Origin of the sequence: Pannonibacter anstelovis (assembly GCF_036881715.1) — a bacterium.
Taxonomy (GTDB): domain Bacteria; phylum Pseudomonadota; class Alphaproteobacteria; order Rhizobiales; family Stappiaceae; genus Pannonibacter; species Pannonibacter anstelovis.
The window spans coordinates 94471-108249 of the sequence record NZ_JBAKBF010000003.1 but is presented as its reverse complement, the minus strand read 5'-3'; the positions used below and the strand labels follow the sequence as shown (position 1 = coordinate 108249).

12 protein-coding genes and 1 tRNA gene are annotated in these 13779 nt (G+C 63.0%); 5 read left to right on the top strand and 8 right to left on the bottom strand.

From position 1 onward, the window contains the following. Window positions 1-220 precede the first annotated feature (220 nt). Both cmk and aroA read right to left on the bottom strand, forming a co-directional pair. Window positions 221-847 carry a (d)CMP kinase gene (gene cmk / locus V6L75_RS05815; RefSeq protein ID WP_334250578.1) on the bottom strand — a complete coding sequence of 209 codons (627 nt, stop codon included), beginning with the start codon at window positions 845-847 and terminating at the stop codon, window positions 221-223. Then, window positions 844-2199 (bottom strand): 3-phosphoshikimate 1-carboxyvinyltransferase, encoded by a 1356-nt coding sequence (gene aroA / locus V6L75_RS05810; protein ID WP_334250577.1) that lies wholly within the window; start codon window positions 2197-2199, stop codon window positions 844-846. Before aroA ends, cmk begins: the two co-directional genes overlap by 4 nt. 293 nt (window positions 2200-2492) lie before the next feature. Between aroA and V6L75_RS05805 the strand changes: the two genes are divergently transcribed. From V6L75_RS05805 to V6L75_RS05795, 3 genes are all read left to right on the top strand, one after another. After that, a complete protein-coding gene (locus V6L75_RS05805) occupies window positions 2493-2876 on the top strand; it encodes a TIGR02300 family protein (RefSeq protein WP_334250576.1) in 384 nt (127 codons plus the stop codon). A 301-nt stretch (window positions 2877-3177) separates the two neighbouring features. Further along, a tRNA-Ala gene (locus tag V6L75_RS05800) sits at window positions 3178-3253 on the top strand. A gap of 109 nt (window positions 3254-3362) precedes the next feature. After that, window positions 3363-3710: a cupin domain-containing protein gene (locus V6L75_RS05795; protein WP_334250575.1), complete on the top strand. Its 348-nt coding sequence runs from the start codon at window positions 3363-3365 to the stop codon at window positions 3708-3710. Window positions 3711-3722: 12 nt separating this feature from the next. On the opposite strand, the gene V6L75_RS05790 is transcribed toward V6L75_RS05795, so the two are convergent. From V6L75_RS05790 to V6L75_RS05765, 6 genes are all read right to left on the bottom strand, one after another. Continuing rightward, window positions 3723-4463, bottom strand: coding sequence for a FadR/GntR family transcriptional regulator (locus tag V6L75_RS05790; RefSeq protein ID WP_334250909.1), 741 nt, complete (start codon window positions 4461-4463; stop codon window positions 3723-3725). Window positions 4464-4504: 41 nt separating this feature from the next. Continuing rightward, a complete protein-coding gene (gene yjfF, locus V6L75_RS05785; protein ID WP_334250574.1) occupies window positions 4505-5485 on the bottom strand; it encodes a galactofuranose ABC transporter, permease protein YjfF in 981 nt (326 codons plus the stop codon). Then, complete coding sequence (locus tag V6L75_RS05780) at window positions 5482-6516, bottom strand: ABC transporter permease (protein WP_334250573.1); 1035 nt, start codon at window positions 6514-6516, stop codon at window positions 5482-5484. Before V6L75_RS05780 ends, yjfF begins: the two co-directional genes overlap by 4 nt. Then, entirely contained in the window at window positions 6513-8078 is a 1566-nt protein-coding gene (gene ytfR / locus V6L75_RS05775) for a galactofuranose ABC transporter, ATP-binding protein YtfR (protein WP_334250572.1), read from the bottom strand. The genes V6L75_RS05780 and ytfR overlap by 4 nt, the downstream gene beginning before the upstream one ends. A gap of 92 nt (window positions 8079-8170) precedes the next feature. Continuing rightward, window positions 8171-9133, bottom strand: a complete 963-nt coding sequence (ytfQ, locus tag V6L75_RS05770; protein WP_334250571.1) for a galactofuranose ABC transporter, galactofuranose-binding protein YtfQ — start codon at window positions 9131-9133, stop codon at window positions 8171-8173. 198 nt (window positions 9134-9331) lie between these two features. Further along, window positions 9332-11017, bottom strand: coding sequence for a Na/Pi cotransporter family protein (locus tag V6L75_RS05765; protein WP_334250570.1), 1686 nt, complete (start codon window positions 11015-11017; stop codon window positions 9332-9334). Window positions 11018-11491: 474 nt separating this feature from the next. Between V6L75_RS05765 and ugpB the strand changes: the two genes are divergently transcribed. Together ugpB and ugpA are read left to right on the top strand one after the other, a co-directional pair. After that, on the top strand, window positions 11492-12823 hold the full coding sequence (gene ugpB, locus V6L75_RS05760) for a sn-glycerol-3-phosphate ABC transporter substrate-binding protein UgpB (protein WP_334250569.1): 1332 nt from the start codon (window positions 11492-11494) through the stop codon (window positions 12821-12823). A gap of 69 nt (window positions 12824-12892) precedes the next feature. Further along, on the top strand, window positions 12893-13777 hold the full coding sequence (gene ugpA, locus V6L75_RS05755; protein WP_334250568.1) for a sn-glycerol-3-phosphate ABC transporter permease UgpA: 885 nt from the start codon (window positions 12893-12895) through the stop codon (window positions 13775-13777). Window positions 13778-13779: the final 2 nt, after the last annotated feature.

Genomic DNA, 13779 nt, shown 5'->3' with positions numbered 1-13779 from the left:
CCTTTGAGCAGATCCGGCGCGGGCCGGCGGACGGAAGGCGGAGATCCGTTACGTCCTTGGCTCAAGCGCTGCATCAGCGGCCGCCCGAACCGGAATTCCTTCATGCGGGACATGCCAGCGGAGAGGGGGTAACCCGTCTGCCCGTCACAAGCCTGCCTGTTTGATCAAGCCGAAATCCCGCTCTCCGGCATGGCCGGGCGGGTCTTTCCGAGGTTCCTGATCAGGATGCCCGGGCGGATGTGACGATATCCACAGCCGCCTGGAACGCCGTCTCTATACCCATTCCGGTCGTATCTAGCAAGTGCGCACCGTCAGCCTGGCGCAGCGGAGCGACGGTTCTGTTCATGTCCCGCTCGTCCCGGCGCTTCAGATCTTCGAGCACAGAGGCAAAATCCGCCTCCTTGCCCTGCGACTGGATCTCCGCCGTCCGGCGCCTGGCCCGCGCTTCCGGCGCGGCGGTGACATAGAGCTTCACATCCGCATCCGGGCAGACCACCGTGCCGATGTCGCGTCCATCGAGAACCGCACCGGGCGGCGTCTGGGCAAAGGCGCGCTGCAGGCGGACAAGTTCATCCCTGAGACCCGGCAGCACGGCAATGCGCGAGGCAGCCTCTCCAACCTCATGGGCGGAGAGGGCGCTGCGGTCCATGTGGCCAAGGTCAAGACGCCCGGCAATATCGACGGCCACCTTCTCGTCCCCGAGCGGCAGGCCCTGCGCCAGCAGCGCAGCGGCAACAGCCCGGTAGGTGAGGCCGGTGTCCAGATGCCGCAGGCCGAAATGGGCAGCGAGGCGGCGGGCAAGCGTGCCCTTGCCGGAAGCGGCTGGTCCGTCGATGGCAATGATCATGCGCGCGCGTCCTCCAGTTCGCTGATCTCGGCTCCCAGGCCTGCAAACAGGCTGGTGAAGGTGGGAAAGCTGGTGGCGATCACCGCGCCGTCGTCCACCGTAACGGCCTTGTCGCTGGCAAGGCCGAGCACGAGGAAGCTCATGGCGATGCGGTGGTCGAGGTGCGTCGTCACGATGCCGCCGCCGATGCCGGAAGCGCCGCCCGTCACGGTCAGCTCTGCCTCGCCTTCCTTGCAGGGGATGCCATTGACTTCCAGCCCGCGCGCCACGGCAGCCAGACGGTCGGATTCCTTCACGCGCAGCTCTTCAAGGCCCGGCATGAAGGTGTCGCCTTCGGCAAAGGCTGCGGCGACTGCGAGCACCGGATATTCGTCGATCATGGAGGGGGCGCGGTTCGCGGGAACGGTGACGCCCTTCAGCTTGCTGGCCCTGACGCGGATGTCGCCCACGCGCTCACCGCCGGCCATGCGCTCGTTCTCGATGGTGATGTCGCCGCCCATCTCGATCAGGGTGGTGATGAGTCCGGTCCGGTGCTCGTTGAGCAGCACGTTTTCCACCGTCACGTCGGAACCCGGCGTGATCAGCGCGGCGACGATCGGGAAGGCGGCAGAGGACGGATCGCCCGGCACGTCGATGGCCTGGGCCTTCAGCTCAGGACGGCCCTTGAGGCGGATGATGCGGGCGCCTTGCTCGTCAATCGTCACGGAAATATCAGCGCCGAAACCGGCCAGCATCTTTTCCGTGTGGTCACGGGTGGCAATGGGCTCGATCACGACGGTCTCGCCCGGCGTGTTGAGGCCTGCCAGAAGCACGGCAGACTTCACCTGCGCAGACGGCATGGGCACCCGGTAGGTGACAGGCAGCGGCATGTCGGCGCCGCGGATGGACAGCGGCAGACGGTCGCCTGCCCGGGCCACGACCTGCGTGCCCATTTGGCGCAGCGGATCCAGCACACGGCCCATGGGGCGGCGCGACAGGGACGCGTCGCCCACGAAAGTCGCGGCAATCGGATGGGTGCCGAAGATGCCCATGGTGAGGCGTACGCCGGTGCCGGCATTGCCAAAGTCGATGACGTCTTCCGGCTCAAGCAGGCTGCCGAGGCCAACACCATCGATGTGATAGGTGCCGTTCTCGTCCTTGAGGATGCGTGCACCGGCCGCGCGCATGGCACCTGCAGTGTTCAGCACGTCCTCGCCTTCCAGCAGGCCGGTCACGGTGGTGCGGCCGACAGCCAGAGCGCCGAACATCAAAGAGCGGTGCGAGACGGACTTGTCCCCCGGCACGCGGATGCGGCCCGTGAGGGCGGAACCGGCGCGCGAACGCAAGGGGCGGGGCGTCGAAGCGTGAGACATGGTCAATTCCGGAAGTTGCGGAGCCTGAAAAAGTGGTCACTCCTAACACGGGTCCAAGCCTCCGTCATCCGCGAGTGCGGGATGGCACGAATTTTTGCTTGCGCAGCGCCTGAGAATGCTTCAGTCAACGAGGCCGGTCATTTGGCTTTGACATGAGGGCGCGCCGCAGTTAAGGGCCGCGCCTTGAGCAAGACGGCCCCGGCGTTTGCGGACTGGACAGAGGCGTTCCAGCCCGGAAGTGCCGGAGACAGAATTTTGGACAAACCCTCGAGCACGAACAAAGGGTAAGCACGGTGGCAAAACCTGAACTCGGCACAAAGCGGCTGTGCCCTAGCTGCGGCGCCAAATATTACGACCTGAATCGCAACCCCATCACATGCCCCAAGTGCGGCACCCTGTTCGACATCGTTTCGAGCAGCCGCGCCACCAAGGCCTCGCGCGTCGTCCAGCAGGAGGACGAAGACGAGGATGAAGAGGATCTGGTGGCTCCCGAGCTGGTCTCCCTGGAAGAGGCGGATGCCGAGGTCGAGGGCGATATCGTTCCGGACCTGGGTGATGACGACGAAGCGGCCATCGACGATGACGCCGACGATGATGTCTTCATCGAGGACGAGGAAGACGAAGACGAAGCCGTTCCGGGCATCGTTGTCGAAATGGACGACGACACCGACCGCTAAACGTGGCTCCGGTGAAACGGGAACCCGGCCGGCTGCCGCCGCCGGGATCCGGTTCGTCAGTCTTTGAGCAGGGGCGGGGTTTCAGCGCCATCGGGAAACCGGTGCGCCAAGGCCTCGCCCCTTGCTGTTCCGGGCCTTTGCCGGCTCACGGATACGCAGATTTCTGCGCGGGTTTTCAAGGGGTTGAGTTGTCCACAGGCGGTTTTTGATTTTTCTCGAGAAAGCCTCTTGATCAATTCGAAGACCCCCTCTATAACCCGCCTCCACAGACGCCGGTGACCCAAGCCGGTTCAAAAGTTTCGGGGCCATAGCTCAGTTGGGAGAGCGCTTGAATGGCATTCAAGAGGTCGTCGGTTCGATTCCGATTGGCTCCACCATTTCGAGGGTAACCTCGGCGAGGCAGGTTCAGGAAACTGAACCTGCCTTTTTCGTTTTCCCGTCCTGTGCCATGGTCCGGAACCATCTTCGGAAATGCAGCGAGGCCGCATGAAGCACTTTCTTCCGCTCGATCTGGATCAGCTGACGCCGGAGCACGATGCGCCGGCCCCCGAAAAAGTGCTGTCGGGAGATCCCCGCTTCACCACATGGCTGCTTGAGACCCGCGATGGCGATCAGCAGTTCACCGGCGCCTGGGAATCAACGCCGGGCGCCTGGCGTATCTCCTATGATGAATGGGAGTTCTGCACGATCCTGTCCGGCCATTCCCGCCTGACGGATGCAGACGGTTCTGTGCGCGATCTGAAGACCGGCGACAGCTTCGTCATCCAGCCGGGCTTTTCCGGCATCTGGGAGGTGATCGAAACCACCCGGAAGCTGTTCGTCATCCGCCTGTGAGGGGCTTTGCCGTCACGCAGAGGCGTCTGTGGCTTCCTGTCTGGCGCTGGGGAGCACCCGGTCGCGGCCGATGATGATGACGCGCTCCATGGCCTTTGCAGCGGCCTGAGGGTCGTGCTGGCCAATGGCATCGGCAATGGCTCGGTGGGTGCCGGCGGTCTCGGCAAAGCCCTCCCGGCTGCCCGCAGGCGAGCTGAGGCGGAAAATGCTGACCAGGGCTGCGCCAATCAGGCTGCCGACGGAGCTCATGAAGGGATTGCGCGAGGCTTCCAGCACGGCCAGATGGAATTTCATATCGGCTTCGGCGAAGGCGCGGGCGTCTTCGGCGTCGCGCATGGCATCGGTCAGCCGGTGAAGCGTGCGGATATCCTCGGCACTGGCATTCATGGCTGCCATTGAGGCTGCAGCCGGTTCCAGCGCCAGCCGCACATCCGAGAGGTGATTGAAGAGGGCCGCGTCGACGCCCTGGCTGAAATGCCAGCTGAGAACATCCCCGTCGAACAGGTTCCAGAACTTGCGGTCTGTCACCTTGGTGCCGATGCGGGCGCGGGCCTGCACCATGCCTTTGGCAGCCAGCGTCTTCATAGCCTCGCGCAGCACGGTCCGGGACACCTGGAACCGCTCGGCCAGCTCATTGTCACCCGGCAGAACCGCACCCGAGGGGTATTTCCCTTCCACGATTTCACGGCCCAGCACATCCACCACGCGCCCATGGCTGTTGCGCGGGGAGAAGCTTGCGATACTGGGCTCCATCACGTTCATGTCCGGTTCCCAAGGCCCTCCGGGGGCCTCCTCTAGCTGGTCTGATGCATGCGCCTGTCCGCTCCGCCGGTAAACCAAACCAGGCTCTTCTGCAACAAAATGAAAGCGAAGAGCAGCAATCCGATGACGATCTTGGTCCACCAGCTCGAAAGTGAGCCGTCGAAGATGATATAGGTCTGGATCAATCCCATGATCAGGACCCCGGCAAAAGTTCCCGCGACATAGCCGCTGCCGCCGGTCAGCAATGTGCCGCCGATGACGACAGCGGCAATCGCGTCCAGCTCCACGCCCACCGCCGCCAGCGAGTAACCGGCAGAGGTGTAGAGTGAAAAGACGATGCCTGCGAGGCCCGACAGAAAGCCGGACAGGGCGTAGACCTGTACCGTGGTGCGGCCCACAGGCACGCCCATCAGCCGGGCGGTCTGCACCCCGCCGCCAAGGGCATAGACATTGGTGCCGAAACGCGTGCGGTGGGCGAGGAAGATACCGGCAGCCACAGTCAGCAGCATCAGTCCGCCGATCAGCGTCAGCCGGCCCTTGCCGGGCAGGCGGATGAACATGTCCTGCAAGGTTCCATAGAACTCATGGGTGACGGGGATGGATTCGGTCGACAGCACGAAGGCAAGCCCGCGCGCCAGAAACATGCCCGCAAGCGTGACGATGAAGGCGGGCATGGCGAGTGCATGGATGATGCCGCCCATGGCGGCCCCGAAGGCCGATGTCAGCGCCAATACCAGCGCGAAGGCCGCCAGCGGGTGTACTGACGTGTCGCGCAGCAGCACGGCCAGCAGCACGCCGGTGAAGGCGATCACCGAACCTGCGGACAGGTCAATGCCGCCCGAGAGGATGACAAAGGTCATGCCGACGGCGGCAATGCCGAGAAAGGCATTGTCTGTCAGAAGGTTGCCTGCAACGCGGGTCGACAGCATGGCCGGATACTGCGTGTAGCAAATCACATAGGCCAGCACGAAGACAGCAAGCGTGATGAGCAGGGGAAGCTGGCGGGATGTCATGGCTTGGACAGCTCCCTCGTGGCGGTGTTTTCCGGCTGGCGGCGCAGCACGGTGAAGAGGCTCTGGACGGCGGGGGACTGGATCAGCAGGATCACGATGATGATGCTGGCCTTGATCACCAGATTGAACTCCGGCGGGAAGCCGGAGATCAGGATGCCGGTGTTGATCGACTGGATGATGAGTGCGCCAAGGGCGGTGCCAAACAGGGTGAAGCGCCCGCCGAGCAGCGAGGTGCCGCCGATGACGACGGCCAGAATGGCGTCCAGTTCCAGCCACAGCCCGGCATTGTTGGCATCGGCGCCCCGGATGTCGGCGGCGGCGATGATTCCAGCCACCGCGGCCGCAAAACCGGAGATCATGTAGACGGCGACAATCAGCACTCCGGCATTGACACCGGCGAGGCTGCTGGCGCGGCGGTTGATGCCGACGGCCTCGATGAGAAGGCCAAGGGCGGTGCGGCGCACCAGAAGTGCTGCAATGAGGGCGGCTGCCAGCCACAGCACCACCGGCATGGGCAGGCCGAAGAGCGAGCCACTGCCGACGAAGATCAGCCCCTCATGGGTGAACGTCAGGATGGTGCCTTCGGTGATGAGCTGGGCGATGCCACGCCCGGCCACCATGAGGATGAGGGTGGCAATGATCGGCTGGATGTTCAGCAGCGCGACGAGAATGCCGTTCCACAGCCCGCAAGCCAGACCAATCCCAAGGGCAACGGTGATGGCCGTGACCGCGCTGCCGCTGCTGGCCACCGTTGCCGCTGCCGCCGCGCCGCAAATCGCCATGACCGCGCCCACCGACAGGTCGATGCCGCGCGTGGCGATGACCAGCGTCATGCCGATGGCCAGCAGGGCCACCGGTGCGCCGCGGTTGAGAATGTCGATCAGGCTGCCGTAGAGCCGCCCGTTGGCAATGCCGATGTCGAGAAAGCCGGGAAACAGCAGGGTGTTCAGAGTCAGAACCACGGCAAGCGTGATTAGCTGCGGGGCAAAGCGCCGGCCAATGCCGCCAGCGGCCTCGATAAAGGGCGTCATTCGGCAGCTCCTCTGGCCTGATCATGAGCGGGCACATGTCCATGTCCGGCCTCTGCGATGGCCTGCATCACCTTGTGCGGGGTCACGTCCTCTCCTGTCAGTTCGGCCACATGCGTGCGGTCGCGCACCACGATCACCCGGTGGCTGTAGACCACCAGCTCCTCCAGTTCGGAGGAAATCACCAGCAATGACATACCTCTGGCGCAAAGATCCTCGATCAGGCGGATGATCTCCGCATGGGCGCCCACATCGATGCCGCGTGTCGGCTCGTCAAGGATCAGGAACTTCGGGTTGAGCGCCAGCCAGCGGGCGAGGAGTGCCTTCTGCTGATTGCCGCCGGAAAGCTGGCCGATCGGCTTTTCCCGGCTGGTGGTGCGGATATCGAGGGCCTTGATGTATTTGTCGGCGAGTGCCACCTGCTCCTTGCGTGGTACAGGCCGCATCCAGCCGCGCCGCGCCTGCAGCGCCAAGGCAATGTTCTCGCGGATCGAAAGCTCGGCGATGATGCCGTCATGCTTGCGGTCTTCCGGGCAGAAGGCAAAGCCTTCGGCAATCGCCTGACGCGGCGAGCCGAGTTTCAGCACCCGCCCGTCCATCCGTGCTTCGCCCGTATCGGCGGGGGCGGCGCCGAACAGAACTTCAGCGGTTTCCGTGCGGCCGGAGCCGAGCAGGCCGGCCATGCCCACCACCTCACCGGGATGGACAGAGAGGTCGAAGGGGGCAACATGACCCTTGCGGCCGAACTGGCGGAACTGCAGCGCAGCTTCGCCTTCCGGTGCCGTGTGAACGGCCCGCTCCCGCGTTTCGGCCTCCAGATCTCGCCCCAGCATCAGCGCCACCAGATCAAGGCGGGGCAGCTCAATGGCGGAGCGCGTGGCAACCTTGCGGCCATTGCGCAGGATCGTCACCGTGTCGCAGATCTCATAGACCTGATCCAGGAAGTGCGAAATGAAGACGATGCCGAGGCCGCGCGCTTTCAGCCCGCGCACCGCGTCGAACAGCATCTTCACTTCCTGGGTATCGAGGCTGGCGGTAGGCTCGTCCAGAATCAGCACCTTGCCGGAAAGATCTGCCGCACGGGCGATGGCGATGATCTGCTGCACGGCGACCGGATAGGCCGACAGGCTGCGCCGCACGTCGATATCAAGCCCGTAACCGGCGAGCAGCACCTTGGCGCGTGCTTCCATCTCGCGGGTGTGGACCATGCCGAAGCGCATGGGCTGGCGGCCGAGAAAGAGGTTCTCGGCCACCGTCAGGTTACCGAGCAGATTGACCTCCTGATAGACGGTGCCAATGCCCATGGTCTGGGCATCCAGCGTGTCGCGCGGGTCGATCCTGCGGCCTTCCAGCAGGATGTCGCCCCGGTCGCGCCGGTAGGCGCCGGTCAGGCATTTCACCAGCGTGGACTTGCCTGCGCCATTTTCGCCGAGCAGGGCATGCACCTCGCCCGCTTGAAGGGTAAAGTCCACGTTGTCGAGGGCGAGTGCGCCGGGAAAGGATTTGGTGATGCCGGCAGCCTGCAGCAGATGCGGCTGCCCGGTCTGGAAATGTCTGTCTGTCACGGCGCAGCTCCGCAGGCATTGGCCGCCGAAAGGGCGGTCAGAAGCTTGGGACCGGCAGGAGGGTTTCTGCCGGTCCCCTGATCAGGACCGGCTCAGTAGCCGAGGTCCTTCTTTTCTTCGTAGACCTTCTGCGGGTCGTCAGCCTTGGTGTAGAGCTTCGATTCCGTCTGGATGAACTTCGGCGGCATGGTGCCGTCCTTGCGGAAGGCTTCCAGCGCATCGAAGGCTGGCCCTGCCATGTTCGGTGTCAGCTCCACGGTGGCATTGGCTTCACCGGCTGCCATGGCCAGGAAGATATCCGGCACGGCGTCGATGGAGACGACGAGAATGTCTGTGCCCGGCTTAAGGCCCGCTTCCTTGATGGCCTGGATGGCACCAACGGCCATGTCGTCATTGTGAGCATAAAGCGCACAGATGTTCTTGCCGCCATCTTCCGCCTTGAGGAAGCTTTCCATCACTTCCTTGCCCTTGGTGCGGGTGAAGTCGCCGGTCTGGCTGCGGATGATCTTCAGGTTGTCATGCCCGGCGAGTGCCTGCTCGAAGCCCTTCTTGCGGTCAATGGCAGGCGAAGAGCCGGTCGTGCCCTGCAATTCCACCACATTGCACGGCTTGCCGTTCACTTCCTTCACCAGCCAATCGCCAGCGACAGATCCTTCATGCACCAGATCGGACCCGACAGCCGTCAGGTACAGGTCCTTGTCGCTGTCGACCATGCGGTCGAGCAGGATGACCGGGATTTCCGCTTCCTTGGCTTCCTTCAGCACAGCGTCCCAGCCGGTGGCGACGACAGGTGCGAGCAGGATGGCATCAACGCCCTGTGCGATGAAGGAGCGCAGCGCCTTGATCTGGTTTTCCTGCTTCTGCTGGGCATCGGCAAACTTCAGGTCGATGCCGCGCTGTTCCGCCTGCTGGCGGGTCAGGGTCGTTTCGGCAGCGCGCCAGCCGGATTCAGATCCGATCTGCGAAAAGCCGACTGTCAGCGCCATCGCTGAGGTTGAGGCAAGCGCGACCGTTGCGAGCATCGTCATGCCCGCCAGAGCTGTCTTCAATTTCATTGGTTCCTCCCAGAACACGAATGGCCGTGGCCGGAAGTCAAAAAATCATACTATATTATTATTGTAAAGATGGTGTTTGAGGCACAATGCAACATTGCATTGTGCATGTGCGAAAACACGCAGCGCCAGCTGTCTGTGCGATGCGGACAATTCTTTGAAATGTATGAGGATTCTGAGGGGTAGAGGCGCCGGCTCTCCTCAGGCCGGCTGCTCCTGCATCTGGCTGTTGCGCCCCGCCAGGCGGCTTTCGAGGATCAGCCCCTGTTCGGCGAGGATAGGATGGGCGACGGTGACCAGCAGGGAATTGATCTCCTTGAAGGCCCGCACCAGTTCCAGATGCATGTTGGAGGTGGCCATGCTTGCCGGGTTGCCCGTCTGCAGCCGCTTGAGGTGGCGGTTCTGGCTGTCACGCTCCAGCTTGCGCAGGACTTCCTTTTCACGCATCAGCTGCTCGGCTGAATCGATGTCGGCGGAGATCAGCACGTTCATCGCCATCTGCATGTTGGCCAGAACCCGCTCGTGCAGGCGGGTGATCTCGGCCCAGCCTTCGTCGGAAAAGCGCAGGCCGAGCCGGTTGCGTTCTTCGGCCAGCGGCAGCAGCATCTTGGCGATGATGTCGCCGATATGCTCCAGGTTGATGGCAAAGTTTGTCAGCTCAATGCTGCGCCGGGCATCTTCCCGCTTCAGCTCGCCCCGGTTCACCTCGGCAATGAAAAGCTTGATCTCGGTGTGCCGCCGGTTGACCTCTTCATCAAGGGCACGCAGCGCAGCAATCTGGCCGTCCTGCGCTCCGGCGAGAAGGTCGATGACCGGCCGGTACATCTGTTCCACGGTTTCGCCCATCAGCAGAAGCTCGCGCTTGGCCGAAGCCAGGGCGAGGCTGGGGATCCTGACGGTAGAGCGGTCGAGCGCGGAACGCGGGCGCGTCTGCACCGGATCTGCCACCACCGGCGGGCGGGGCAGAAGCAGCGCCGTCAGAGCCTGCATCGGCCCGGTAAACGGCAGTGCCAGCGCCAGCAGCGCGGCGTTGAACAGAACATGGGCGTTGACGATGCGGCTTTCCGGAGCCGCGCCGAGCCAGTCCAGCGGAGGTCTGGCAGCCCACAGCGCCAGCAGTGCGGCACCGGCGCCAATCGCCCTGAAGACAAGATTGCCCATGGGGATGCGGCGCGCCTCGATGCTGAGCCCGCGCGTCAGCCACACGGCGATAAGCCCTGCGCCCAGATTGGCACCCAGAACCATCGGCAGGGCCGCATTGAACGGCAGCAGGCCCGCGCCGGCAAGGCTGGCGAGCAGCAGCACCATGGCAACGGAGGAATGCATGGCCCAGGTCAGCAATGCGGCAAGGGCGAAGGCGGTGAGCGGGTCGCCCTGCAGATAGGTGATCACCGCCGGCAATGCCTCGCTGTGGCGCAAGGGTGCGGTCGCCTCACCGATCATCTTCAGGGAAAGCAGCACGAAACCGATGCCCAGAATGATGCGGCCCAGCTGCCGCACCTGTCGGGCCTCGAACTTCAGGAACAGCACACAGCCGGTCAGCAGCAGCAGCGGAATGAGTTCGGACAGATCGAAGGCTAGAATGCGCACCACCAGTGCAGAACCAAGGTCCGCCCCCAGAAGCGCAGCAAGACCCATGGAGGCACCCAGCAACCCGCTGGCGGCAAAACCTGCGGCCAGCACGGCCACGGCGGTAGAGCTTTGCAGCAGGACGGCCAGGAACATGCCGGCAAGCGCCATACCGAAGCGTCCACCCTTTGCCTGCCTCAACGCATCGCGCAGGGCAGGACCATGCGCCCGCTCCATACCGGTGCGCACCATCCGCACCGCCCAGAGCAGAAGCATGACGGCAGCCGCCAGATGCAGAATGACAAGAAAGGGATGCATGACGTCTCCAGGATTACCTGCCGGGAGGAAGGACTGGCTGCATATCTGCGGCTGCCGATCATCCCCGCCAGCCTGCGTTGATAAGCCAGAATGACGGAATTGATAAGGCACGCGTGAAGAAATGTCGCGGAATTGTGCGAATCTGACAGGTGGAATTAGATAAGCTGGCAAAACAGTTGATGGCGTTGGGCTGATGGATGGGGACTCTGGGGTCGAGTTCAGCGGCCGCTGCCCGCCTTTGTTGCCCGTGTGACAGAAGCATTGCACAGGGGGCGTTGTCCTGCTCATTGAACTGTCGTACAACGTTCATATGAGCGACATATGCCGTTCATATGAACATAATAAGAAGCGCGGGGACAAACACAGACTGCAGCCGGAAAGTCCGTCTTTCAGGCCCGGTTCGAGTGTTCCAAGCGCTATGCGGAGCCGGACTCGTGGAGCGGGGGCGGTTCCTTGTTAGGGAGCAGAAAACCAATGGCTAAGCGTCATATCGCAGCCGGCCTCTTTGCCGCTGCCGCCCTCATGGGCACCTCCGCCGCCTCTTTCGCGGCCACGGAAATCACCTGGTGGCATGCCATGGGCGGTGAACTGGGCCAGAAGCTCGAGGAAATCGCCACCAAGTACAACGCCACGCAGAGCGAGTACAAGGTTGTCCCGACCTACAAGGGCAGCTACGCCGAGACGATGACGGCCGCAATTGCCGCCTTCCGCGCTGGCCAGCAGCCGCACATCGTTCAGGTGTTCGAAGTCGGCACCGGCACCATGATGGCTGCCAAGGGCGCCGTCTATCCGGTCTACCAGCTGATGGCTGACGCTGGCGAACCCTTCGACCCGAAGGCCTTCCTCCCGGCAGTTGTCGGCTACTACACCGACACGGACGGCAACATGCTGTCCATGCCGTTCAACTCCTCGACCCCGGTGCTCTATTACAACAAGGACGTCTTTGCGAAGGCCGGCCTTGATCCGGAAACCCCGCCGAAGACCTGGGAAGAGCTCGAAAGTTTCTCCAAGAAGATCATGGAATCCGGCGCTGCCAAGTGCGGCTTCACCACAGCCTGGGTTTCCTGGGCACAGACCGAAAACTTCTCCGCCTGGCACAACCTGCCGATTGGCACCCTGGAGAACGGTTTCGGCGGTCTTGGCACCGAGCTGACGCTGAACGGCGAGACCCAGGCCCGTCACTGGGGCAACCTGAAGAAGTGGCAGGACGAGGGCATCTTCCAGTACGGCGGCCCGGCCGGCGGCAATGACGCTCCCCCGAAGTTCTACTCGCAGGAATGCGCCATCTACATGAACTCCTCGGCTGCCCGCGCTGCCGTGAATGCAAACGCCAAGGACTTCAAGGTCGGCGTCGGCATGCTGCCTTACTACAGCGATGTTCAGGGCGCTCCGCAGAACTCGATCATCGGTGGCGCCACCCTGTGGGTGCTGCAGGGCAAGCAGGCGGAAGAGTACAAGGGCGTTGCCAACTTCTTCAGCTACCTCGCCTCGCCGGAAGTGCAGGCCGAGTGGCACCAGTTCACTGGCTACCTGCCGATCACGCAGGCTGCCTATGACCTGTCGAAGGAGCAGGGCTACTACGAGAAGAACCCGGGCGCCGACGTCTCCATCAAGCAGATGACGCTGAACGCCCCGACGGTCAACTCCAAGGGTCTGCGCTTCGGTAACTACGTCCAGATCCGCGCGATCATCGACGAAGAATTCGAGCAGATGCTCAGCGGTTCCAAGACCTCGCAGCAGGCTCTCGATGACCTCGTCAAGCGCGGCAACGAACTCCTCCGCGAGTTCGAGGCAGCCAACAAGTAAGCCGGAAACGGCAGGCAAGCCCGCGCTTCCCGCGCGGGCTTGCTTCTTTTTGCGTTCAGGGTGGGACCCATGCAGACAAAACGCGCCATCTTCCCCAACAGGCTGCTGCCCTATCTTCTTGTGGCACCGCAGCTTGCCATCACCGGCGTCTTCTTCCTCTGGCCGGCAAGCCAGGCGATCTGGCAGTCGTTTCTCAGGGAGGACGCCTTCGGCTTCAAGACCACGTTCGTCGGGGTGGATAACTACATCCGGCTGCTGGCAGATCCCACCTATCTGAATTCGCTCTATGTCTCGGCGATTTTCGCCGTTTCGACGGCGCTGCTGTCGCTCGGTCTGGCTCTCGTGCTGGCCGTGGCCTGCAACAGTCTGATCCGCTCGCGCAATGTCTATTCCACCCTGCTGGTCTGGCCCTATGCGGTGGCTCCTGCGGTGGCGGGCATCCTGTGGTGGTTCATGTTCAACCCGTCGATCGGCATCTTCCCCTATCTGCTGCATGGGCTTGGTTACAGCTGGAACCACAGCACCAGCAAGGTGGACGGGATGATCCTTGTCATCCTTGCCGCGAGCTGGAAGCAGATTTCCTACAATTTCATCTTCTTCCTGGCGGGGCTTCAGTCCATTCCCCAGTCGCTGCTGGAAGCGGGGGCCATTGATGGCGCCCGCCCGGTGAAGCGCTTCTTCACCATCGTGCTGCCGCTGCTTTCGCCCACCACCTTCTTCCTGATGGTCGTCAATTTCGTCTATGCGATGTTCGACACCTTCCCGGTGATTGATGCGACGACCAAGGGCGGCCCGGCGCAGGCGACCAATATCCTTGTCTACAAGGTCTATTCCGATGGTTTCGTCGGCCTCAACCTTGGCTCCTCGGCGGCTCAGTCCGTCATCCTGATGGCGATCGTCATCGTGCTCACCATCATCCAGTTCCGCTTCATCGAGCGGCGCGTGGCTTACTGAGA

Coding starts and splice junctions, on each gene's coding strand:
- ugpA (WP_334250568.1), top strand. CDS start 12,893: ATGCAGACAAAACGCGCCATCTTCCCCAACAGGCTGCTGCCCTATCTT.
- aroA (WP_334250577.1), bottom strand. CDS start 2,199: ATGTCTCACGCTTCGACGCCCCGCCCCTTGCGTTCGCGCGCCGGTTCC.
- ugpB (WP_334250569.1), top strand. CDS start 11,492: ATGGCTAAGCGTCATATCGCAGCCGGCCTCTTTGCCGCTGCCGCCCTC.
- cmk (WP_334250578.1), bottom strand. CDS start 847: ATGATCATTGCCATCGACGGACCAGCCGCTTCCGGCAAGGGCACGCTT.
- V6L75_RS05795 (WP_334250575.1), top strand. CDS start 3,363: ATGAAGCACTTTCTTCCGCTCGATCTGGATCAGCTGACGCCGGAGCAC.
- V6L75_RS05765 (WP_334250570.1), bottom strand. CDS start 11,017: ATGCATCCCTTTCTTGTCATTCTGCATCTGGCGGCTGCCGTCATGCTT.
- yjfF (WP_334250574.1), bottom strand. CDS start 5,485: ATGACATCCCGCCAGCTTCCCCTGCTCATCACGCTTGCTGTCTTCGTG.
- V6L75_RS05780 (WP_334250573.1), bottom strand. CDS start 6,516: ATGACGCCCTTTATCGAGGCCGCTGGCGGCATTGGCCGGCGCTTTGCC.
- V6L75_RS05790 (WP_334250909.1), bottom strand. CDS start 4,463: ATGGAGCCCAGTATCGCAAGCTTCTCCCCGCGCAACAGCCATGGGCGC.
- ytfQ (WP_334250571.1), bottom strand. CDS start 9,133: ATGAAATTGAAGACAGCTCTGGCGGGCATGACGATGCTCGCAACGGTC.